17 protein-coding genes are annotated in these 21,532 nt (G+C 71.9%); 9 read left to right on the top strand and 8 right to left on the bottom strand.

From position 1 onward, the window contains the following. Window positions 1-172: 172 nt before the first annotated feature. Genes ACZ4WS_RS37745 through ACZ4WS_RS37720 form a run of 6 tightly spaced genes read right to left on the bottom strand, consistent with a single transcriptional unit; the run spans window position 173 to window position 5,758 of the window. Window positions 173-1,402, bottom strand: a complete 1,230-nt coding sequence (locus ACZ4WS_RS37745; protein WP_467987490.1) for a cytochrome P450 family protein — start codon at window positions 1,400-1,402, stop codon at window positions 173-175. After that, entirely contained in the window at window positions 1,399-2,622 is a 1,224-nt protein-coding gene (locus ACZ4WS_RS37740) for a cytochrome P450 (protein ID WP_467987489.1), read from the bottom strand. The genes ACZ4WS_RS37745 and ACZ4WS_RS37740 overlap by 4 nt, the downstream gene beginning before the upstream one ends. Continuing rightward, window positions 2,619-3,257: a GTP-binding protein gene (locus tag ACZ4WS_RS37735; RefSeq protein WP_467987488.1), complete on the bottom strand. Its 639-nt coding sequence runs from the start codon at window positions 3,255-3,257 to the stop codon at window positions 2,619-2,621. Before ACZ4WS_RS37735 ends, ACZ4WS_RS37740 begins: the two co-directional genes overlap by 4 nt. Further along, entirely contained in the window at window positions 3,238-3,585 is a 348-nt protein-coding gene (locus tag ACZ4WS_RS37730) for a DUF742 domain-containing protein (RefSeq protein ID WP_467987487.1), read from the bottom strand. The genes ACZ4WS_RS37735 and ACZ4WS_RS37730 overlap by 20 nt, the downstream gene beginning before the upstream one ends. Further along, window positions 3,582-3,989 (bottom strand): roadblock/LC7 domain-containing protein, encoded by a 408-nt coding sequence (locus tag ACZ4WS_RS37725; protein WP_467987486.1) that lies wholly within the window; start codon window positions 3,987-3,989, stop codon window positions 3,582-3,584. Before ACZ4WS_RS37725 ends, ACZ4WS_RS37730 begins: the two co-directional genes overlap by 4 nt. Further along, on the bottom strand, window positions 3,986-5,758 hold the full coding sequence (locus tag ACZ4WS_RS37720; protein ID WP_467987485.1) for a sensor histidine kinase: 1,773 nt from the start codon (window positions 5,756-5,758) through the stop codon (window positions 3,986-3,988). Before ACZ4WS_RS37720 ends, ACZ4WS_RS37725 begins: the two co-directional genes overlap by 4 nt. 235 nt (window positions 5,759-5,993) lie before the next feature. Here ACZ4WS_RS37720 and ACZ4WS_RS37715 point away from each other — a divergent pair, with 235 nt between their 5' ends. From ACZ4WS_RS37715 to ACZ4WS_RS37700, 4 genes are all read left to right on the top strand, one after another. Continuing rightward, entirely contained in the window at window positions 5,994-9,224 is a 3,231-nt protein-coding gene (locus ACZ4WS_RS37715; protein WP_467987484.1) for an FAD-binding and (Fe-S)-binding domain-containing protein, read from the top strand. Between the two features lie 168 nt (window positions 9,225-9,392). Continuing rightward, window positions 9,393-10,157: a metallophosphoesterase family protein gene (locus ACZ4WS_RS37710; RefSeq protein ID WP_467987583.1), complete on the top strand. Its 765-nt coding sequence runs from the start codon at window positions 9,393-9,395 to the stop codon at window positions 10,155-10,157. A 38-nt stretch (window positions 10,158-10,195) separates the two neighbouring features. Next, window positions 10,196-11,350: a lipid II:glycine glycyltransferase FemX gene (locus tag ACZ4WS_RS37705; RefSeq protein ID WP_467987482.1), complete on the top strand. Its 1,155-nt coding sequence runs from the start codon at window positions 10,196-10,198 to the stop codon at window positions 11,348-11,350. A 127-nt stretch (window positions 11,351-11,477) separates the two neighbouring features. Continuing rightward, complete coding sequence (locus tag ACZ4WS_RS37700) at window positions 11,478-12,431, top strand: EamA family transporter (protein ID WP_467987481.1); 954 nt, start codon at window positions 11,478-11,480, stop codon at window positions 12,429-12,431. 85 nt (window positions 12,432-12,516) lie between these two features. Here ACZ4WS_RS37700 and ACZ4WS_RS37695 read toward each other — a convergent pair whose 3' ends face one another. Both ACZ4WS_RS37695 and ACZ4WS_RS37690 read right to left on the bottom strand, forming a co-directional pair. After that, window positions 12,517-13,149: a hypothetical protein gene (locus ACZ4WS_RS37695; RefSeq protein ID WP_467987480.1), complete on the bottom strand. Its 633-nt coding sequence runs from the start codon at window positions 13,147-13,149 to the stop codon at window positions 12,517-12,519. 193 nt (window positions 13,150-13,342) lie between these two features. Further along, window positions 13,343-14,110 carry a class I SAM-dependent DNA methyltransferase gene (locus tag ACZ4WS_RS37690; protein ID WP_467987478.1) on the bottom strand — a complete coding sequence of 256 codons (768 nt, stop codon included), beginning with the start codon at window positions 14,108-14,110 and terminating at the stop codon, window positions 13,343-13,345. 156 nt (window positions 14,111-14,266) lie between these two features. Here ACZ4WS_RS37690 and ACZ4WS_RS37685 point away from each other — a divergent pair, with 156 nt between their 5' ends. The 5 genes from ACZ4WS_RS37685 (at window position 14,267) to ACZ4WS_RS37665 (ending at window position 21,516) form a co-directional block, all read left to right on the top strand. Continuing rightward, window positions 14,267-15,061, top strand: a complete 795-nt coding sequence (locus ACZ4WS_RS37685) for a TIGR03084 family metal-binding protein (RefSeq protein WP_467987476.1) — start codon at window positions 14,267-14,269, stop codon at window positions 15,059-15,061. A 2-nt stretch (window positions 15,062-15,063) separates the two neighbouring features. After that, a complete protein-coding gene (locus ACZ4WS_RS37680) occupies window positions 15,064-16,767 on the top strand; it encodes an acyclic terpene utilization AtuA family protein (protein WP_467987581.1) in 1,704 nt (567 codons plus the stop codon). Then, complete coding sequence (locus tag ACZ4WS_RS37675) at window positions 16,764-18,362, top strand: acyl-CoA carboxylase subunit beta (RefSeq protein ID WP_467987475.1); 1,599 nt, start codon at window positions 16,764-16,766, stop codon at window positions 18,360-18,362. Before ACZ4WS_RS37680 ends, ACZ4WS_RS37675 begins: the two co-directional genes overlap by 4 nt. 5 nt (window positions 18,363-18,367) lie before the next feature. Next, complete coding sequence (locus ACZ4WS_RS37670) at window positions 18,368-20,236, top strand: acetyl/propionyl/methylcrotonyl-CoA carboxylase subunit alpha (RefSeq protein WP_467987473.1); 1,869 nt, start codon at window positions 18,368-18,370, stop codon at window positions 20,234-20,236. An 83-nt stretch (window positions 20,237-20,319) separates the two neighbouring features. Next, the gene (locus ACZ4WS_RS37665; protein ID WP_467987472.1) at window positions 20,320-21,516 is read left to right on the top strand and encodes an acyl-CoA dehydrogenase family protein; all 1,197 of its coding nucleotides are present in this window, start codon (window positions 20,320-20,322) and stop codon (window positions 21,514-21,516) included. The last annotated feature ends 16 nt before the right edge of the window (window positions 21,517-21,532 follow it).

Raw genomic sequence — 21,532 nt, 5'->3', positions numbered from 1 at the left:
GGGTGGGTTTTTCGCCCCCGCCGCCCCTGCCCTTCCCCGTCCCTGGGGGCTGCTGCCCCCCAGACTCCCGGCCGGGGAAAGATTCAGCACCTCCGGCGTTTCAGGAGCGGGGTCTGGGGCGGAGCTCCAGGAAGGGACGGGTAGGGGCGGCGGGGGCGAACCCCCCCTCACCTCAGCCCGTAATCAGCCGCACCGGCACCTCGAACAGATCGTTCTGCGTCACCACCGGCTTGTTGCGGAGTTCCGCAGCCGGGACGGCGAGGTCGAGCCCGGGGAAGCGCTCGTACAGCGCGGGGAGGGCGACGCCCGCCTCCAGGCGGGACAGGGCGGCCCCCGGGCAGACATGGGGCCCGTGCCCGAACGAAATGTGCCGGTTCTCGGTCGTCCGAGTGATGTCGAAGTCGCCCGCCGTCGATCCGTGCGCCTTCTCGTCCCGGCCGATCGCGCCGTACGACACGATCAGCGCGTCCCCGGCAGGGATCACCTTGTCACCGACGGCCACGTCCTCCGTCGCGAAGCGGATCAGGACGTGCGACGTGGGCGTGGAGTAGCGCAGGGTCTCCTCGATCACCGACGACCAGTCGGCCTCGCCGGAGAGGACGAGGGCGCGCTGGTCGGGGTGGGTGGAGAGGTTGACGACCGCGTTGACGATCAGCGAGATCGTCGTCTCGTGGCCCGCCGCCACCATCAGCTGGAGGGTGGAGACGATCTCCTCGTCGGTGAGGTGGTCGCCGTCCTCGGAGGCGAGGACCAGGGCGGACGTGAGGTCGTCGCCGGGTTCGGCACGCTTGGCGGCGACCGTCTCGGCCATGATCCCGGCGAGTTCGGTGAGCGTGGCGATGACCTCAGCGGGCGGGGTCTGCGTCGAGAAGAACTTCTCGAAGAGCTCCTTGAGGCGGGGGAGCCGGGACTCCTCGATCCCCATGAGGTCGGCGATGACGAACATGGGCAGGGGGTAGGCGAAGTCGGCCTTGAGGTCGACGACGTCGGCGTCCGTCGGCAGACCGTCGAGGAGCCCCTCCGTCAGCTTCGTGATCCGCTCCCGCATCTGCTCCACCCGCCGCGGAGTCAGCGCCTGCGCCACCAGCGTGCGCATCCGCCGGTGGTCCGCGCCGTCCACCGTGAGCATGGAACGGCCGGGGTTGGCGAGCCCGATCAGCGGCCAGTCCGGGGCTATCTCGCCGCGCTGCCAGGCACCCCAGACGTTGATGTCCTTCACCAGCCGGGGGTCGTTGAGCAGCGCACGCGCCTCGGCGTGGTGGGTGACCGCCCAGACCGGGACGCCGCCGGGCAGTTCCACGGCGGCGAGGGGGCCCGCCTCGCGCAGCCTGGCGCTCTCGCCCTCCAGATCGGTGACGAAGGGGTCCAGGGCGATACGGGTCTCTTCGGTGCCGGTCGTCATACGGTCGAGCCTCCAAGGGCCGGGGTGGGAGTGAAGCGCACGGGCAGTTCGGTCAGTCCCCGCAGCCAGGGGGACGGCCGCCGTGTCAGTGACTCGGCGGGTACGGCGAGGTCGATGTCCGGCAGCCGGTCCAGGACGACCTCGATGCCCGTCCGCGCGATGACCTCCGCGACCTCCTGGGCCGGGAACGGGCAGCGGTGCTCGCCGTGGCCGAAGGAGAAGTGGGCGTTGTTGCCGCCGGTGAGGGCGGAGCCGTCGGTGCGGACCTGGGGGTCGGAGTTGGCGCCCTGGAGGCCGAGCACCAGCAGGTCGCCGGTGCGGATGCGGCGGCCGCCGAGCTGGGTGTCGCGGGAGGCCCAGCGGCCGGCGATGTTCTGGGAGGGCGTGTCCTCCCACAGGACCTCGTTCATGGCCTCGGCGACGCTGTGCCGGCCGCCGAAGAGAGAGGCGGCGAAACGTTCGTCCGTGAGCATCAGGCGCAGCGAGTTGCCGATCCAGTCGGCGGTCGGCTGGTGGCCCGCGGCCATCATGACCATCAGGTCCTGGGAGATCTCCTCGTCCGTGAAGCCCGAGGTGTCGGCGAGCATCCGGCTGACCACGTCGTTCGCGGGCGCCGCCTTCCGGTCGGCGAGGAGCTGCGCCATGGACGTGGCGAGGTGCTGCTGGCCCGCCAGCGCCCCCTCCCGCCCGTTGATCATGTCGTTGAGGGCGGTGACCAGGCCCGGCCCCTGCTCCTCCGCGAAGCCGTAGAGCGTCGCGAGGACGCGGACGGGCAGCAGGGCCGCGTAGTCCGTGACGATGTCCGTCTCGCCCTTCGCGCACACCGCGTCGATCAGTTCGTCGGCGAACTTCTCGGCCTGGGTGCGCAGTTCGAAGGGGTCGACGGCTTCCAGCGCGTCGCTGATCATCGCGGCGCGCTCGCGGTGGCGTTCGCCGACGGTGTAGAGGATGGAGGGCTGCTTGCGGCCGATCATCGGCAGCAGCGGCCAGTCGTCGGGGATGCGGTCCCACTGGTTCCACAGGTCGGAGTCCCGGCTGAACAGCACGGGATCGCCGGTGACTTGGTGCAGTTCGCGGTAGCCGACCACCAGCCACGCCGGTATGTCGCCGTCGAGCACGATCGGCACCACGGCGCCGTGGTCGCGCCGCATCTCCCGGTACAGCTCGGCGGGTTCGGTCTGGAACCGGGGCCCGCTCAGGGGCACGGGGGCGGGGCTCACAGGGCCAACTCCTGGACAGAGGCGGGGGCTTGGGCGGCGTACCGGGTCTTGAGGTGCTCGACGAGCGTGATCAGCACCCGCTTGCTGGACTCCCTTGAGCGGGCGTCGCAGTCGAGCAGCGGGATGTTCGGGTCGAGGTCGAGGGCCTCGCGGATCTGGGCGGGGGTGTGGGTGGGCCCGCCGAAGTCGTTGCAGGCGACGATGAACGGCGTGCCGTGGTGCTCCAGCCGGTCGATGGCGTACCAGGAGTCGTCGATGCGGCGGGTGTCGACGAGGACGACCGCGCCGAGCGTGCCGGAGAAGAGGCGGTCCCACAGGAACCAGAAGCGTTCCTGGCCGGGTGCGCCGAACAGATACAGCACGTTGCGGGCGTCGAGCGTGATGCGGCCGAAGTCGAAGGCGACCGTGGTCGCGGACTTGCCGCGCACCTCGCTGATGTCGTCGATCGCCTCGCCGGCCCGGGTCATCGTCTCCTCGGTGTTGAGGGGACGGATCTCGCTCACGGAGCGGACCAGGGTCGTCTTGCCGACGCCGAATCCGCCCACGACGACGATCTTCAGGCCGTTGTCGGCGGTGGCCCCGAGGGGCGTACGGGCGCCTGCGTCGGCCCGGTCTTCAGAGGTTGCGGAGTCCAACGAGCACCTGCTCCAGGATGTCGGGATCGGGGAGAGCGGCGGCGTGCGGATGACGGGCGCTGACGCGGCCCGCGGCGAGCAGGTCGGAGAGCAGGATGCGGGTGATGGACACCGGCAGCTTCAGCTCGGCGGCGATCTCCACGACCGCCGTCGGCCGCTCGCACAGCCGCAGGATCGCGGCGTGCTCCGACTGCATGCCCACCACCGGATCGCACTCGGCGACCACGAGCGTCACCAGGTCGAAGGGGGTGTCGGGCCCGGACCGGCTTCGCCCTCCGGTGAGGGTGTACAGCCGGTCGGGCGCGTCGTCCCTGCCCGGACGGCTCATGACGTACGGGGCGGCGCGCTCAGGTGTTCGCCGAGTTGCTCCACGAGCTCGCTCATGTTGTGCCCGACCAGACCGGCGTCCGCGTCCTCGGAGGTGACCACGGCGAGGTGGGCGCCGTCGCCCGCCTCCACGATGAACAGGACCCCGCCGTAGAACTCGGCCATGGCGGACCGCACACCCCCGCTGCCGTCGCCGAACTCGACGGACGCCCCGTGGGACAGCGACTGGATGCCGGCGGCGATCGCGGCGAGCTGGTCGGCCTGGTCGACCGAGAGCTCCGGTGTACGGCACAGCTTCAGGCCGTCGCGGGAGAGCACGAGCGCGTGCCGGGCGCCCGGGGTGCGCTCAAGGAGGCCCTCGATGAGCCAGGAGAGCTTCTCGTCGGCGGTGGTGGTGCCGGTCATGGGGTGGTGTCGCCTTCCGGGTGCGCATGAGAGGTCGAGGGGGTGGCGGGGGCTGTGTCCCGTACGGCTTCTTCGTCTTCGTCTCGTACGGAGTCTTCGGGGGCGTACGACGTGCCGCGTACCGGGGATTCGGGCGTATACGACGTGCCGCGTACGGAGTCTTCGGGGCCCGGCGTCGTGCGGCGTACGGCGTCTTCCGGGCCCGGCGTAGTGCGGCGTACGGCGTCTTCGGAGCCCGGCGTCGTGCCGCGTACCGCCTGGCGGAAGCTGCCGAAGCGGGCGGCCCTGGCTTTGGAGTCCTCCGCGGTCCCGGTGGTACGGGGTTCCGGGTCGGCCGGGTTCGTGGCGTGCGTGCGGCTGCGCTCGGCGTGCGCGAGGGTGCGGCCGCGGCGGCGCTTGGGGAGGCCGCCGGTCGACGGGGAGTCGGGCTCGTGCCGGGGCGAGTCGTGGGTGGGGACCGGGTCCGGGTCGAGGTCGTCGGCGGCGCGGGCGGCGGCGTACGACACCTGGGGGCGCGGCGGTTCGACGTGCTCCTCGATGGCTGCCGGGGCGGGCTCGGGCTCGGCGGGCGCCGGGACCGAGGGGAGGCTGAGCAGGTCCTGCGGGATGAGGATCAGGACGCCCGTGCCGCCGCGCGCGGAGGGCCGGAACGACACCTTCAGGCCGTGCTTGCGGGCCAGCCGGCCGACCACCGCGAGACCGAGCCGGGTGCCGGTGAGGCCGCCCAGTTCGGCGATGTCCCCGGAGACCGCGCGCTCGGCGCGGCGCAGCTGGACGTCGCCCATGACCAGGCCGCTGTCCTCGACGGAGACGATGACGCCGGCCGGGACCTCCTCGACGTACACGTGGACCTCGGCGGTCGGCGGCGAGAAGTTCGCGGCGTTGTCGAGGAGTTCGGCGAGCGCGTGCATCACGCCCTCGGCGGCGTGTCCGGCGACGGCGGCCTCGCTGGCGGAGTGGACGCGGACGCGCTGGTAGCCGCCGATGCGCCCCATCGCGCCGCGCAGGATCGACTCCATGACGATGGGCCGGGCCCAGCGGCGCCCGGAGCGCGCGCCGGTGAGGACGGCCACGGAGTCGGCGAGGCGGCCCGCCTGTGCGGTGCGGTGGTCGAGGTGCAGCAGGTCGGCGAGGACCTCCTCGTCGGAGTGTCGTTCCTCCATGGCGCGCAGGTCGGCGAGCATGCCGGTGGCCAGCGCCTGCATGCGGCCCGCCGCGTTGGCGGTCGCGGAGATCGCGGCGGCCCGGTCACTGGAGGCCTGCCGGGCGCGCTCGGTCAGCCGGGCGTTCTCCTGGGTGAGACGGGCCCGCTCGTCGGTGAGGTGCTGCCGCTTGGCCGTGAACTCCTCGGTGAGGCGCGCGTGTTCCCGTTCCGCGGCCTCGGTGAGGCGTGCGCGCTCCTGCGCCGAGGCCTCGGCGAGCCGCGCCCGCTCGCGGGAGGCGTCGTCGGTCAGCCGGGTCCGCTCCTGGTTGAACTCCTCGGCCAGCCGGGCCCGTTCCTGAAGGAGCCGTCCGGCGTCCTGGGTCACGGAGTCGAGGCGGCGGCGTACCAGCTTCGACGCCTGTACGGCGCGGGCGGCCACCGCGACGGCCGCGCACAGCAGCACGGCGGCCGCGCTCCCGCCCCAGGCGAGGGGTGCGCGCACCGAGTCGGGTGCCAGCGCGACGGCGACGACGACCGCGAGCGTGGCCGGGACGGCGGTGATCAGGGGCGCGGGCGCGACGGCGCGGAGGGTGGGTCGTTCGCCGGAGGGGGTGGGGGCGGTCATGAATCGTGTCCTCGGTCGTGTCCGGGGCGAGGTTCTTGGGCGAGATTCCTGGGCGAGAAGCGACACCTGGTGCTTAACTCGGCGTCACTATATGAGAGTTCGTGATCGAATTGGGAAGGTTCTGGTTGCGGGCTTCACCCTCCGGCCCGATTCGCCCGCATCGGCGGTAGAAGGCGACTGATTTCCGTGCGGTGGCTGAGCCGTCACTGTCAGTGCTCGGGGGCATCCTGGGGGCATGACGGATCTGGGGCGGCAGGGCACGACCGATCAGGGGCGGCAGGGCGCGACTGATCTCGCGGGACTGCGCGCCGGACTGCGCGAGGCCGTGCGCGGCGAGGTCGCCTTCGACGCGACCGCGCGGGCGCTGACCACCATGGACGCCTCCAACTACCGGCGCGTCCCGCTCGGTGTGGTGGCCCCGCGCGACGCCGAGGACGTGGCGGCGGCCCTCGCCGTGTGCCGCGCGCACGGCGTGCCGGTCGTGGCACGCGGCGGCGGCACATCGATCGCCGGACAGGCGACGGGCAAGGGCATCGTCCTGGACTTCACCCGCCATATGAACCGGATCGTGTCGCTCGACGCGGACGCCCGTACGGCCGTGGTCCAGCCCGGTGTCGTACTGGACAGCCTCCAGGACGCGGCCGCCCCGCACGGCCTGCGCTTCGGCCCCGACCCCTCGACCCACAGCCGCTGCACCCTCGGCGGAATGATCGGCAACAACTCGTGCGGGTCGCACTCGGTGGCCTGGGGCACGACGGCGGACAGTGTGCGGGAGCTGTCGGTGGTCACCGGTCACGGGGTCGCCGCGCGGCTGGGGCAGGACTGGCAGGGCGCCCCCGACGGCCTCCGGGCCCTGGTCGAGGGCGAGCTGGCGCGCCTGCGGACCGGCTTCCCACAGCTCCCCCGCCGCATCTCCGGGTACGCGCTGGACGCCCTCCTGCCCGAGAAGGGCGCGGACGTCGCCCGGTCCTTCTGCGGTTCCGAGGGCACCTGGGGGGTGCTGACCGAGGCGGTCGTACGACTCGTCGAGGCGCCCCAAGCGCGGGCGCTGGCCGTGCTGGCGTACCCGGACGAGAGCGCGGCGGCGGAGGCGGCGGCGGGGCTGTTGCCGCACGGGCCGCTGACGGTGGAGGGGATGGCCGCGGATCTCGTACCGGCGGATGCGGGGCTGCCCCGGGGTGGCGCCTGGCTGTTCGTCGAGACGGGCGGCTCGGACGCGCGGGAGGCACGCGCGCGTGCCGAGGCGATCGTGCGGGCCGCCGACGTCCTGGACGCCCTCGTGGTCACCGACCCGGCCGGGCAGCGCGCCCTGTGGCGGCTGCGCGAGGACGCGAGCGGTAGGGCGAGTCGGATGCCGGACGATGGGGGCCCCTCCCGCTCGAGCGGAGCCGAGAGTGGGGGAGAGGCCTGGCCCGGCTGGGAGGACTGCGCGGTGCCGCCCGCCCGGCTCGGGGCGTATCTCCGCGACTTCCGGGGCCTGTTGACGTCCCACGGCCTGCGCGGCACGCCGTACGGGCACTTCGGCGACGGCTGCATCCACGTCCGCATCGACTTCGACCTGCTGACGACGGCGGGCGTGGGCCGCTTCAGGCGCTTCTCCGAGGAACTCGCGGAACTGGTCGTGTCCCACGGCGGCTCCCTCTCCGGCGAGCACGGGGACGGGCAGGCGCGGGCGGAGCTGCTGCCCAAGATGTACGGCCCCGAGATGGTGGGGCTCTTCGAGCGGGCCAAGGACATCTGGGACTCGGACGGCCTGCTCAACCCCGGGATGCTGGTGCGGCCCGACCGGCTCGACGAGAACCTGCGGTTCGCGGTGCTGCCCCGCGAGCCCGTGGACGTGGTGTTCGGGTATCCGTCGGACGGCGGGGACTTCTCGGCGGCAGTGCGCAGATGTGTGGGGGTCGCCAAGTGCCGTACGCCGGTGGCCGCCGACGCGGGTGTCATGTGCCCGTCGTTCCGGGCGACCGGCGAGGAGGAGCACTCCACGCGGGGCCGGGCGCGGCTGCTCCACGAGATGCTCGCGGGCGAGATCGTGACCGACGGCTGGCGGTCGACGGAGGTCCGGGACGCGCTGGACCTGTGCCTGTCCTGCAAGGGGTGCAAGTCCGACTGCCCGGTCGGCGTCGACATGGCCACGTACAAGGCGGAGTTCCTCCACCACCACTACGAGGGGCGGCGACGCCCGGCCGCGCACTACGCGATGGGATGGCTGCCGGTGTGGCTGGAGGCGGTGGCACGGACACGCGCGGCCCCGCTGGTCAACTCCCTCGCCTCCGTACGTCCGTTGGCGGCCCTGGCCAAGCGGCTGGGCGGGATCGCGCCCGAGCGGGAGATTCCGCGGGTGGCGACCGAGACGTTCAGCCGGTGGTGGTCACGGAGATTCCGGGACATGGCACGAGCGTTCGTACGGGACCTGAAGCGGGGCGGCGAGCCGGGTCCCTTCCCCGGCTTCGGCCCGGGCCAGGAGGTCGTCGTCCTGTGGCCGGACACCTTCACCGAGCACCTGTCGCCGTCCGTGGGGCGGGCTGCCGTGCGTGTCCTGGAGGCGGCGGGGGTGACGGTGCTGCTGCCGCCGAACAAGCGGATGAGGTTCTGGCCGAGGGGGGAGGAGCTCGCGGGGGCGATGGGGGAGGGGCTCGCGGAGGGGATGGGGGATGGGCCGTTTGAGGGGCGGGTCGGGGATGAGGGGTATGAGGGACGGGCCGGAAGTGACGGGCGGGTCGGGGATGAGGGGTCTGAAGGGCGGGTTGCCGAGGGGCTGCCGGAGAGGGCGATCGGGGACGGGGTCACGAAGGGGCCGGTCGGTCTCCGGATGTTGCTGCCGCGCCGCCGGCACCGTGTCTGCTGCGGTCTGACGTATGTCTCCACGGGCCAACTCGACCGCGCCCGCGCCGTGCTGCGCCGCACGCTGGACCTGATGGAGCCGTACCTGGAGATGGGCACCCCGGTCGTCGTCCTCGAACCGAGCTGCGCCGCCGCCCTCCGCTCGGACCTCCCGGAGCTGCTGCACGACGACCCCCGCGCCGCCCGTCTCGCCGCCGCGGTGGTCACCTTCGCGGAGGCCCTGGAGCGCCACGCCCCGCACTGGACCCCGCCCCGCGTCGACCGCCCGGCCGTCGGCCAGACCCACTGCCACCAGCACGCGGTCCTCGGCGACGCGGCCGACCGCCGGCTGCGCGAGGCCGCGGGTCTGACCGGCACCCTCGCGGGCGGCTGCTGCGGCCTCGCGGGCAACTTCGGCTTCGAGAAGGGGCACTACGAGGTGTCGACGGCCTGCGCGGAGGAGCAGCTGCTCCCGGCGGTACGCGCGGCGTCGGCCGACACGGTGATCCTGGCGGACGGCTTCTCGTGTCGTACGCAGCTGGAGCAGCTGGCGGGGCGGAGGGGGCGGCACTTGGCGGAGGTGCTGGAGGAGGCGCTGGAGGAGGTGCGGGAGGACGGGTTGAGCGGGCGCCGCGAGAAGTGACGTACGCGCCGGGCGACGAGACGTGGCGTACGCGCCGGGCGACGAGAAATGACGTACGTGCCGGGCGACGAGAAGTGACGTACGTGCCGGGCGACGAGAAGTGACGTCCGCGTCGGGCGAACACCCGGCCGCCCAGGCCGGGGATTCCCGAGAGTGAGGACCATGACGATGGTGAAGCGAGTCGCAGTCCTCTCCGACATCCACGGTGTCCTCCCGGCCCTCGAAGCGGTGCTCGCCGAGCCGGACGTGGCCGCCGCGGACCGCATCGTGCTCACCGGTGACACCGCGGCGGGCCCGCAGCCCGTCGAGGTGCTCGACCTGCTGGCGAAACAGGGCGACCGGGTGGTGTGGATCAGCGGCAACGCGGACCGTGAGCTTGTCGAGTACCGCCGGGGACAGCGCACCTCGATCCCGGACCCGATCGCTCCCTGGGCCGCGGACCGGCTGCGCGACGACCAGGTCGACTTCCTGGCCGGGCTCCCGAAGACCCGGACCCTCTCCGTCCAGGGGCTGGGCGAGGTGCTGTTCTGCCACGCGACCCCGCGGGACGACGAGGAGTTCGTGCTGGTCGACTCCCGCCTCGCGCGCTGGGCGGAGGTCTTCGCCGACCTCGACGACGCCGTCCGGACGGTGGTCTGCGGCCACACCCACATGCCGTTCGTCCGCCTCGCCCACGGGCGCGCGGTCGTCAACCCGGGCAGCGTCGGCATGCCGTACGGCCGTCCCGGCGCCCACTGGTCCCTCCTCGGGCCGGGCGTCACCCTGCGCACCACGCCCTTCGACATCCCGGCCGCGACGACCCGCCTCGTCCAGGAGTGCGGCTACCCGGACATCGCCGAGTGGGCGGACTACTACCTCAACGCCAGGGCCACGGACGCGGACGCGCTCGGCGCGTTCGGACCGCGGGACGGGCGGTCCGCGGGACTGCCGTAAGTACGCTGGCCGCACCACCGACCCGAGGAGCACCGCGCATGAGTCTCCGCCTCCAGGCGATCACCCGTGAAGAACATCTGGCGTTCATCAGGACGCGGCCGTCCGCCAGCCATATGCAGGTGCCGTCGTGGGGCGATGTGAAGCCGGACTGGCGGGCGGAGAGCGTGGGGTGGTTCGAAAAGGACGGGGACGGGGACAGGGACGGAGGCGGGGGCGGGCGGCTCGTCGGGGTGGGGCTGGTCCTGATGCGGCCGCTGCCGAAGGTGAAGCGGTATCTCGCGTATCTGCCCGAGGGGCCGGTCATCGACTGGCACGCGGCGGAGCTCGCCGAGCGCTGGCTGGAACCGATGCTGGCGTACCTCAAGGCGCGGGGCGCGTTCTCGGTGAAGATGGGGCCGCCCGTGGTCGTACGCCGGTGGAGCGCGGACGCGGTCAAGGCGGCGATCGCCGATCCGGCGGCGCGGCACCTGCGGGACGTGCCGGCGACCTCGTGCGAGCCGGGGGCCGTCGACATCGCCGAGCGGCTGCGGCGCATGGGCTGGCAGCAGACCGAGCCGGGCGGCGAGGACGGCTTCGCGGCCGGGCAGCCGCGGTACGTCTTCCAGGTCCCGTTCGCCGGGCGGTCGCTGGAGGAGGTCCAACGGGGCCTCAACCAGCAGTGGCGGCGCAACATCAAGAAGGCCGAGAAGGCGGGCGTGACGGTGGTGCGCGGCGGTTACGACGACCTGCCCGCCTTCTACGAGCTGTACGCGGAGACGGCCGGACGCGACCGTTTCATTCCGCGCCCCCTGCCCTATTTCCAGCGCATGTGGACGGCGCTGACGGCGGAGGACCCGGACCGCATGCGCCTCTACCTCGCCCACCACGACGGAGACGTCCTCGCCGCGGCCACGATGCTGACCGTCGGCTCCCACGTCTGGTACTCCTACGGCGCGTCCACCAGCCGCAAGCGCGAGGTCCAGCCCAACAACGCCATCCAGTGGCGCATGATGTCCGACGCGCACGCACTCGGCGCCACGGTCTACGACTTCCGCGGCATCACCGACACCCTGGACGAGACCAACCACCTCCTCGGCCTCCTCCGCTTCAAGGCCGGAGCGGGCGGCGAGGCGGCCGAGTACCTCGGCGAATGGGACTTCCCCCTCAACCGTCTGCTGCACAAGGCGCTGGACCTGTACATGTCGCGCCGCTGAATCGAGCGCCGCGAAGAAGCCCCGTAAGCTGCAAAGGAGGTTTACATGCCTGACCTGGTCCATTACGCTGCACTGAAAAGTGCATTACGATGAACAAACCCTGACTTGAGCTCTCTGGACGGCCCCCGTGAACCACTCCAGCGTTGACCGGTCTCCGTCGGTTGCCGCGGCCGCCACGGTGACGGCCCCCGAAGCGGCACCCGCAGCCGGCACCCGCGGATGGGGCGCGCTCGGGCCGGTGGGCCTGGTCCTCGCCGGTGGCATCTCCGTGCAGTTCGGCGGCGCGCTGGCGGTGACCCTCATGCCGCGCGCCGGTGCGCTCGGCGTAGTCACCCTGCGGCTCGTCGTGGCCGCGATCGTGCTGCTCGTCGTCTGCCGGCCCAAGCTGCGCGGGCACTCGCGCGCCGACTGGGGCACCGTCGTCGTCTTCGGCATCACGATGGCCGCGATGAACGGGCTCTTCTACCAGTCGGTCGCCCGCATCCCGCTGGGCCCCGCCGTCACCCTCGAGGTGCTCGGCCCGCTCGTGCTCTCCGTCCTCGCCTCCCGCCGCGCCGTGAACCTTCTCTGGGCGGGCCTCGCCCTCGGCGGCGTCTTCCTGCTCGGCGGCGGAGGCTTCAGCACCCTGGACCCGGTCGGTGTCGCCTTCGCGCTCTCGGCCGGCGCGATGTGGGCCGCGTACATCGTCTTCAGCGCCCGTACGGGGCGACGCTTCCCGCAGGCCGACGGGCTCGCGCTCGCCATGGTGGTCGCGGCGGTGCTGTTCCTGCCGCTGGGGATCGTGGAATCGGGGACGAAGCTGCTGAACCCCACGACGGTCGCGCTCGGCGCCGCCGTGGCCTGCCTCTCCTCCGTCCTCCCGTACACCCTCGAACTCCTCGCGCTGCGCCGCCTGCCCGCCTCCACCTTCGCGATCCTGATGAGCCTGGAACCGGCCGTCGCCGCGACCGCCGGTTTCCTCGTCCTGGACCAGGCCCTCTCCGCCACCGAGGCCGCCGCGATCGCCCTGGTCATCGCGGCGAGCATGGGCGCGGTACGGACGCAGGTGGGGCGGGGGCGGGCCAAGCGGCTGGACGGGTAGAGCGGGTAGGGCGGAGAGGGGTGGCTGTCCCCGCGGACGGGGCGCCGTGGCGCGCGGGCACGGGGTGGCGGCGCGTCGCGACCGCTCAGCTCGTGCGCTGCAACGCGCCCATATAGCCGTACGGCCGCTCGTGCTCGCCGAACCACAGGTGCGGCGCGCGGTCGTACGCGGCCGCGGCGAGTTCGCGCCCCCAGCGGCGGCTGGCGTACATCGGGATGCCGATGCGGTAGCGGTGGTCGGGCAGGCCGGGGCGCAGCGGCTGGTCCTGCGCCACGAGCCGCTTGAGCAGGGGATCGGCGGTGTCGACGTCGCCGTACGGGCACAGCTCAAGGCTCATGATCTTCTGGCCCGCCTTGGCGTTGCCCTTGTGGGCCCAGTACAGGCCGACCCCGGCCAGCGACTGCCACGGCACCACCGCGTGCCGCTCTCGGCTGTGTCGCCACCACACCCCGTACGCGTCGAAGGCGAGCAGCGTCCCGCGCCCCGCCCACAGGGCGTACGTCATCAGCAGCCCGAGCCCGCCCCAGAGCAGCAGCCACACCCCGGCGAACACCCACTGCCCGACGCCCGCCCCGCCCTTGCCCGCCGTGACGACCAGCGGGAGCGGCGCGAGGCAGAGCGCGATCAGGGTGCCCGGCAGGCCGGTCCGGAGCCGCCGCATGCCGAAGCGGAAGACGGCGGCGTCGGGTGCGGGGTGGGGCGGTGGAGAGGGGAACATGGCCGGAGAGCTTACTGAGGTGACCTGTGCATGGCGATGTTGTGTATGTGGGGGGGCGGCTCTTGGACGGCAAACGGAGTTGAGTCCGGGACGGAGTTGAGTCTGGGACGGAGATGAGCCTGGGACGGAGATGAGCCTGGGACGCAATTGAGCCTGGGACGCAATTGAGGCCGAGACCGAGTCGGGACCGTCGTCAGCCCACCGGCTTCTCCCACACCGAGACGTGCCGCTCGCTCTCACTCGTGAACGGCTCCCGAGTCCACCCGTCCCACCGCTCGCGCAGCCGCAGCCCGGCCAGCCGCGCCATCAGATCGAGCTCGGCGGGCCACACGTACCGGAACGGGACGGACCAGTAGGAGCCGCGGCCGTCGACGACCTCGACGTAGTTCGAACTCATCGCCTGGGTCGCCACGTCGTACACGTCGAACGACCACCGCGTCGGACTGGTGTGGAACGGCACGACGTTCTGCCCCGGCGGCAGCCTGCGCAGTCCGGGGACCCCGACCTCGACGACGAACGTCCCGCCGGGCTCCAGATGGTCGGCGACGTTGCGGAAGCAGGCCACCTGGGCGTCCTGCGTCGTCAGGTTGTTGATCGTGTTGAAGACCAGATACGCGACGGAGAAGGTGCCGTCCACCTTCGTCGTGGCGAAGTCGCCGATCGTCACGCCGATCGCGTCGCCGCCCGGCTTGGCCCGCAGCCGCTCCACCATCGCCCGCGACATGTCGATGCCGTGCACCGCGACCCCGCGCCGCGACAGCGGCAACGCGATACGGCCCGTCCCGATGCCCAGCTCAAGCGCCCGGCCGCCACCGGCCGGCCCGGCCAGCCCGGCCAGGACATCGACGGCCGGGTCCACGACACGGGACGCGAACATCCCCGCCGAAGACTCGTCATACCTCGCCGCGACGGTCTCTCCGAAGTAGCCGTCTTCGTCGTCGTAGCCGTCTTCATCGTCCACGAGGGAGACCGTACGGCGGAGGTCAGTCGCGGCGCGCGCCAATTTCCGATGCGCGCGCCCGACGGCGAGAATCAATCATGCAAGCATGCTTGCTTGTTTCTTTGGGCGCTGACATGCTCCGGGGCACACACCGTCGTGCCCCGAGGGGAGCGCATCGTGTCCGACCCGTCGTTCGTGATCGACGATCTGTACCGGGAGAGTGAGGAACTCGACCGGCTTGTCGGAGAGTTGGGGGAGGCTGCGTGGGTCCTTCCGACGCCCGCCGAGGGGTGGAGCATCGCCCACCAGATCGCGCATCTCGCCTGGACGGACCGGGCGGCGCTGCTGGCCGTCACGGACGCGGAGGCGTTCGCGCGGGAGGCCGAGAAGGCGCTGGCGGCGCCCGACTCGTTCGTGGACGAAGGGGCGGAGGAGGGGGCGCGCACGGCGCCCGCACGGTTGTTCGCGGAGTGGCGCGCGCGGCGCGCGGAGCTTGAGCGCGCGTTGCGCACGGCGCCCGCAGGGGCGCGCTTCCCCTGGTACGGGCCGCCCATGTCGGTCGCCTCCATGGCCACCGCGCGCCTCATGGAGACCTGGGCCCACGGCCAGGACGTGGCAGACGCGTTGGGTGTGATGCGAGCACCCACTGACCGGCTCCGGCATGTGGTGTGGATCGGGGTAAGGACGCGGGACTTCGCCTTCGGGGTGCGGGGGCTCACCGCACCGGGCGAGGAATTCCGCGTGGAACTGGTCAGTCCGTCGGGTGAGTTGTGGGCGTACGGCCCTGAAGGCGCCGCCCAGCGCGTCACCGGGCCCGCTCTCGACTTCTGCCTCCTTGTCACCCAGCGGGCACACCGCGCCGATCTGGCCCTCCAAGCGCACGGCCCCGACGCCGACCGCTGGCTGGACATCGCGCAGGCCTTCGCGGGGCCCCCGGGACCGGGGCGTGAGCCCAAGGGGGACGCCAAGTGACCGTGGCGCCCCTGCGCATAGGCAACGCCTCAGGCTTCTACGGCGACCGCTTCGACGCGATGCGCGAGATGCTCACCGGCGGCCCCCTGGACGTCCTCACTGGCGACTATCTCGCCGAGCTGACCATGCTCATCCTGGGCCGGGACCGGCTGAAGAACCCCGCCGGCGGATACGCGCGCACCTTCCTGCGGCAACTGGAGGAGTGTCTCGGCCTCGCGCACGACCGGGGTGTACGCATCGTCGCGAACGCCGGTGGTCTCCATCCCGCCGGACTCGCCGACGCCGTACGGGAGTTGGCTAACCGGCTCGGCATTCCGGCGCGCGTCGCCCATGTCGAGGGGGACGACCTCACACCTCGTCACCCGAAGAGCCTCGCCGCGCACGCCTACCTCGGAGGTGCCGGAATCGCCGCGTGTCTGAGCGCGGGCGCGGACATCGTCGTCACCGGGCGGGTCACGGACGCGGCGCTGGTCACCGGGCCCGCCGTCGCCCACTTCGGCTGGGCCCCGGACGCCTACGACCGGCTCGCGGGCGCCGTGGTCGCCGGGCACGTCCTGGAGTGCGGCACCCAGGCCACCGGCGGCAACTACGCCTTCTTCAGCGAACTCACCGAGCACGCCCCACACACGCTCCGCCACCCCGGCTTCCCGCTAGCCGAACTCCACGAGGACGGCACGAGCGTCATCACCAAACACGACGGCACCGGCGGCGTCGTCGACGTCGGCACGATCACCGCGCAACTTCTGTACGAGACACAGGGCGCCCGGTACGCCGGCCCCGACGTCACCGCCCGCCTCGACACGATCGGGCTCACCCAGGAGGGCCCCGACCGCGTACGCATCGACGGCGTGCGAGGCGAGGCCCCGCCCCCCACCCTCAAGGTCGGCCTCAACCGGCTCGGCGGCTTCCGCAACGAAGTCGTCTTCGTGCTGACCGGGCTTGAGATCGAGGCGAAGGCCGCGCTCGTACGGGACCAGATGGAAGCCGCGCTCGACGCGGCCAAGTCCCGCCCCGCCGAGGTCCGGTGGGACCTCTCCCGCACCGACCGCCCCGACGCCCCCACCGAGGAGACCGCGAGCGCGCTGCTCCGGCTCGTCGTACGCGACCCGGACCAGGACGCGGTGGGCCGGGCGCTCAGCGGAGCCGCCATCGAGCTGGCGCTGGCGAGCTACCCCGGATTCCATGTGATGGCACCACCTGGGACGGGCTCGCCCTATGGGGTCTTCGAGGATGTGTACGTCCCCCATGGAGCCGTGGACCATGTGGCGGTCCTCCACGACGGACGCCGTATCCCTGTGGCTCCGGCAGACGACACCCTCGTACTGGAGACCTTGGCCCCACCGTCTCTGCCCGAGCCCCTGCCAATCGGAATCCGGACCCGCCGGGCTCCCCTCGGCCTCATCGCCGGGGCCCGCAGCGGTGACAAGGGCGGCAACGCGAACGTCGGGGTGTGGGTGCGGACGGACGAGGCGTGGCGGTGGTTGGTTCATGAACTGACAGCTGACAGATTTCAGAGTCTGATAACTGAAAGTTGTCATCTGAAAGTTGTCCGTCACATTCTGCCCAACCTCCGCGCCCTCAACTTCGTCGTCGAAGGCATCCTCGGCGAAGGCGTCGCCTCCCAGGCCCGTTTCGACCCCCAGGCCAAGGCCCTCGGCGAATGGCTCCGCTCCCGCCACCTCGACATCCCGGAGGTACTCCTGTGACGGTCCTGGCGTCCGCTCTGGACACCGCCGCCCCCGACTACACCGCCCACCGCGAAGCCATGTTCGCCAAGCTCACCGAGCTGAACGCCGAACACGCCAAGGCGCTCGCGGGCGGCGGCGAGAAGTACGTCGCCCGGCACCGGAAGCGCGGCAAGCTGCTGGCCCGGGAACGCATCGAGCTGCTGCTGGACCCGGACACGCCGTTCCTGGAGCTGTCGCCGCTCGCCGCCTGGGGGAGCGACTACGCGGTCGGCGCCTCGCTCGTCACCGGGATCGGGGTCGTCGAGGGCGTGGAGTGCCTGATCACCGCGAACGACCCGACCGTGCGCGGCGGCGCCAGCAATCCCTGGAGCCTGAAGAAGGCCCTGCGGGCCAATGACATCGCCCTCGCCAACCGGCTGCCCTGCATCAGCCTCGTCGAGTCGGGCGGGGCCGATCTGCCGTCCCAGAAGGAGATCTTCATCCCCGGGGGTGCGATCTTCCGTGACATCACACGGCTGTCGGCGGCCGGAATCCCCACCGTGGCCGTCGTCTTCGGGAACTCCACCGCCGGAGGCGCGTACATCCCCGGTATGTCCGACCACGTGATCATGGTCAAGGAGCGGGCCAAGGTCTTCCTCGGCGGGCCGCCGCTGGTGAAGATGGCCACCGGCGAGGAGAGCGACGACGAGTCCCTGGGCGGCGCCGAGATGCACGCGCGCGTGTCGGGCCTCGCGGACTACTTCGCCGTCGACGAGCAGGACGCGATCCGGCAGGCGCGGCGCGTGGTCGCCCGCCTCAACCACCGCAAGGCGTACGGCGATCCGGGCCCGGCGGCCCCTCCCAAGTACGACGAGGACGAGCTCCTGGGGATCGTCCCCGGCGACCTGAAACACCCCTTCGACCCCCGCGAGGTCATCGCGCGCTTGGTCGACGGCTCCGACTTCGACGAGTTCAAGCCGCTCTACGGGACGAGCCTGACGACCGGCTGGGCGACGCTCCACGGCTACCCGGTCGGCATCCTCGCCAACGCACAGGGCGTGCTCTTCAGCGCGGAGTCCCAGAAGGCGGCCCAGTTCATCCAGCTGGCGAACCAGCGGGACATCCCCCTGCTCTTCCTGCACAACACCACCGGCTACATGGTCGGCAAGGAGTACGAGCAGGGCGGCATCATCAAGCACGGCGCGATGATGATCAACGCGGTGAGCAATTCGCGGGTCCCGCACCTCTCCGTGCTCATGGGGGCCTCGTACGGAGCCGGTCACTACGGCATGTGCGGGCGCGCGTACGACCCGCGCTTCCTCTTCGCCTGGCCCAGCGCCAAGTCCGCCGTCATGGGCCCCCAGCAGCTCGCGGGCGTCCTGTCGATCGTCGCCCGGCAGTCGGCGGCCGCGAAGGGGCAGCCGTACGACGAGGACGCCGACGCCGCACTGCGCGCCATGGTCGAGCAGCAGATCGAGTCCGAGTCCCTGCCGATGTTCCTGTCCGGGCGGCTGTACGACGACGGGGTCATCGACCCGCGCGACACCCGCACCGTCCTCGGCCTGTGCCTGTCCGCGATCCATACGGCTCCCTACGAGGGCGCGCGCGGCGGCTTCGGCGTCTTCCGGATGTGATGGCCATGACGGATATGAGGTCCTCCGAAGTGATTGCTTCCGTCCTCGTCGCCAACCGCGGCGAGATCGCCTGCCGGGTCTTCCGCACCTGCCGTGAGTTGGGAATCCGAACCGTCGCCGTGCACTCGGACGCCGACGAAAACGCCCTCCACGCGCGCGTGGCCGACGCGGCGGTACGGCTGCCGGGCGCGGCGCCCTCGGAGACGTATCTGCGCGGTGATCTGATCGTGAAGGCGGCCCTGAGCGCCGGCGCGAGCGCCGTGCACCCCGGGTACGGATTCCTCTCCGAGAACGCCGACTTCGCGCGTGCCGTCATCGACGCGGGCCTCACCTGGATCGGTCCGTCCCCCGAGGCGATCGAGGCGATGGCCTCCAAGACGCGCGCCAAGAAGCTGATGGGGCTCGAGCCCCTGTCGACCGTGACGGCTGACGACCTCCCCGTGCTGGTGAAGGCAGCCGCGGGCGGTGGCGGGCGCGGTATGCGCGTCGTGCGGGAACGCGGCGAGCTGGACGCCGAGTTGGCAGCCGCCCGCGCCGAAGCCCTCAGTGCCTTCGGTGACGGGGAGGTCTTCGTCGAGCCCTACGTGGAGGGCGGCCGGCACATCGAGGTGCAGATTCTCGCCGACGCGCACGGCACGGTGTGGGCGCTCGGCACGCGCGACTGCTCCCTCCAGCGACGCCACCAGAAGGTGATCGAGGAGGCACCGGCGCCCGGGCTCGCACCCCGGCTCGCGGAAGAGCTCCATGCGCTGGCCGTACGCGCCGCCCGCGCCGTCGACTACGTGGGCGCCGGGACGGTCGAGTTCCTGGTCGCGGACGGCAAGGCGCACTTCCTGGAGATGAACACCCGCCTCCAGGTCGAACACCCGGTGACGGAGGCGGTCTTCGGCATCGACCTCGTGGCGCTCCAGATCCGGGTCGCCGAGGGCGCGCCCCTCGAAACCGACCCTCCACGCGCGCGTGGCCACGCGATCGAGGCCCGCCTGTACGCGGAGGACCCGGCCAGTGCGTGGGCCCCCCAGACCGGCACCCTGCACCGCCTCGTCGTCCCGGACGGCATCCGCCTGGACACCGGCTACACCGACGGCGACCCCATCGGCATCCACTACGACCCGATGCTCGCCAAGGCCGTCGCCCACGCCCCCACCCGCGCGGAGGCCCTCCGCAAACTGTCGGGCGCCCTGGAGAGCGCGACGATCCACGGCCCGGCCACCAACAGGGACCTTCTCGTACGGTCGCTGCGGCACGAGGAGTTCACCACGGCCCGGATGGACACGGGCTTCTACGAGCGCCACCTCGCCGATCTCACGACACTCGCCCCGGACCCGTACGCCCCCTTGGCCGCCGCCCTCGCGGACGCGCACGGCCGCTCCCGGTTCGGCGGCTGGCGGAACCTGCCCTCGCAGCCGCAACTCAAGCGCTACCTCATGGCAGGGGAGGAACACGAGGTCCACTACCGGCACACCCGCGACGGCCTGACCGCCGACGGGGTGCGCGTGGTGCACGCCGACGCCCGTCTCGTCGTACTCGAAGTGGACGGCGTACGGAGGAAGTTCGAGGTGGCGCGGTACGGCGGCCAGGTGTTCGTGAACGCCGTGGCCCTCACGGCCCTGCCGCGCTTCCCCGACCCGGCCGCAGACCGCGCCCCCGGCTCACTGCTCGCACCGATGCCCGGCACGGTCGTCCGAGTGGCTGAAGGGCTGGCCGTAGGGGCCGCCGTACGGGCCGGAGAGCCCCTGCTGTGGCTGGAGGCGATGAAGATGGAGCACAAGGTCTCCGCGCCGGCCACGGGGACGCTCAGCGCCCTTCACGCCGCCCCCGGACAGCAGGTGGAGGTCGGCACGCTGCTCGCTGTCGTAGAAGCAACCTCGTGAGGAACGCGCCCCGACAGGGGCGCGCGGAACTGCGCGATCAGTCACGAACAAGCCGCACTGTCGAGACGCCCTCAGGAGCACCCATGAGCCCCGCCGCAGAGACCGAAGAACACAAAGCCCTCCGCTCCGCCGTGGCCGCCCTCGGAAGGCGCTACGGCCGCGAGTACCTCACCAAGATCGTCGCCGACGGGGGCCACCCCGACGAACTCTGGTCCGAGGCGGCCAAGCTCGGTTACCTCGGCGTCAACCTGCCGGAGGCATACGGCGGCGGGGGCGGCGGCATAGCCGAACTCTCCATCGTCCTGGAGGAGTTGGGTGCCGCGGGCTGCCCCCTGCTGATGATGGTCGTGTCGCCCGCGATCTGCGGAACGGTCATCGCCCGCTTCGGCACCGGCCAACAGAAACAGCAATGGCTGCCCGGCCTCGCCGACGGCACCCGCACCATGGCCTTCGGCATCACCGAACCCGACGCGGGTTCCAACTCGCACCGGATCACCACCACGGCCCGCCGGGACGATGGGGGCACCTCCCGCTCGAGCGGAGCCGAGAGTGGGGGAGGCTGGGTGCTCACCGGCCGCAAGGTGTTCATCTCCGGCGTCGACATCGCCGACGCGACGCTCGTCGTGGGACGCACGGAGGACGCGAGGACCGGCCGCCTCAAGCCCTGCCTGTTCATCGTCCCGCGCGACGCCGACGGCTTCGAGCGGCGGCAGATCGACATGGAACTGCACGGCGCGGAGAAGCAGTTCGAGCTGACCCTCGACGACGTACGGCTGCCCGCCGACGCGCTCGTCGGCGACGAGGACGCCGGGCTGCTCCAGCTCTTCGCCGGGCTCAACCCCGAGCGGGTGATGACGGCCGCGTTCGCGATCGGCATGGGCCGCTACGCGCTTTCCAGGGCCGTCGAGTACGCGCGCGAACGCACCGTCTGGAAGGAACCCATCGGCGCCCACCAGGCGATCGCGCACCCCCTGGCGCAGTCCCACATCGAGCTCGAACTGGCCCGTCTGATGATGCAGAAGGCGGCGTTCCTGTACGACTCCGGGGACGACGTCGCGGCCGGAGAGGCCGCCAACATGGCCAAATACGCGGCCGCCGAAGCCTGCGTGAAGGCCGTCGACCAGGCCGTGCACACCCTCGGCGGCAACGGCCTGACCCGCGAGTTCGGCCTCGCCTCCCTGATTACGGCGTCGCGCGTGTCTCGTATCGCACCGGTCAGCAGGGAGATGATTCTCAACTACGTCTCCCACCAGACCCTGGGCCTGCCCAAGTCGTACTAGGCAGTTCAAGGTTGTA

This window comes from Streptomyces sp. NPDC029292 (assembly GCF_055569295.1).
This window is presented reverse-complemented; position numbering and strand designations above follow the sequence as displayed.

What these genes read in the sequence shown, in the direction of transcription:
- ACZ4WS_RS37705 (WP_467987482.1), top strand. Translation starts at nt 10,196, where the DNA reads ATGAGTCTCCGCCTCCAGGCGATCACCCGTGAAGAACATCTGGCGTTC.
- ACZ4WS_RS37745 (WP_467987490.1), bottom strand. Translation starts at nt 1,402, where the DNA reads ATGACGACCGGCACCGAAGAGACCCGTATCGCCCTGGACCCCTTCGTC.
- ACZ4WS_RS37710 (WP_467987583.1), top strand. Translation starts at nt 9,393, where the DNA reads ATGGTGAAGCGAGTCGCAGTCCTCTCCGACATCCACGGTGTCCTCCCG.
- ACZ4WS_RS37665 (WP_467987472.1), top strand. Translation starts at nt 20,320, where the DNA reads ATGAGCCCCGCCGCAGAGACCGAAGAACACAAAGCCCTCCGCTCCGCC.
- ACZ4WS_RS37670 (WP_467987473.1), top strand. Translation starts at nt 18,368, where the DNA reads ATGACGGATATGAGGTCCTCCGAAGTGATTGCTTCCGTCCTCGTCGCC.
- ACZ4WS_RS37725 (WP_467987486.1), bottom strand. Translation starts at nt 3,989, where the DNA reads ATGACCGGCACCACCACCGCCGACGAGAAGCTCTCCTGGCTCATCGAG.
- ACZ4WS_RS37695 (WP_467987480.1), bottom strand. Translation starts at nt 13,149, where the DNA reads ATGTTCCCCTCTCCACCGCCCCACCCCGCACCCGACGCCGCCGTCTTC.
- ACZ4WS_RS37730 (WP_467987487.1), bottom strand. Translation starts at nt 3,585, where the DNA reads ATGAGCCGTCCGGGCAGGGACGACGCGCCCGACCGGCTGTACACCCTC.
- ACZ4WS_RS37720 (WP_467987485.1), bottom strand. Translation starts at nt 5,758, where the DNA reads ATGACCGCCCCCACCCCCTCCGGCGAACGACCCACCCTCCGCGCCGTC.
- ACZ4WS_RS37715 (WP_467987484.1), top strand. Translation starts at nt 5,994, where the DNA reads ATGACGGATCTGGGGCGGCAGGGCACGACCGATCAGGGGCGGCAGGGC.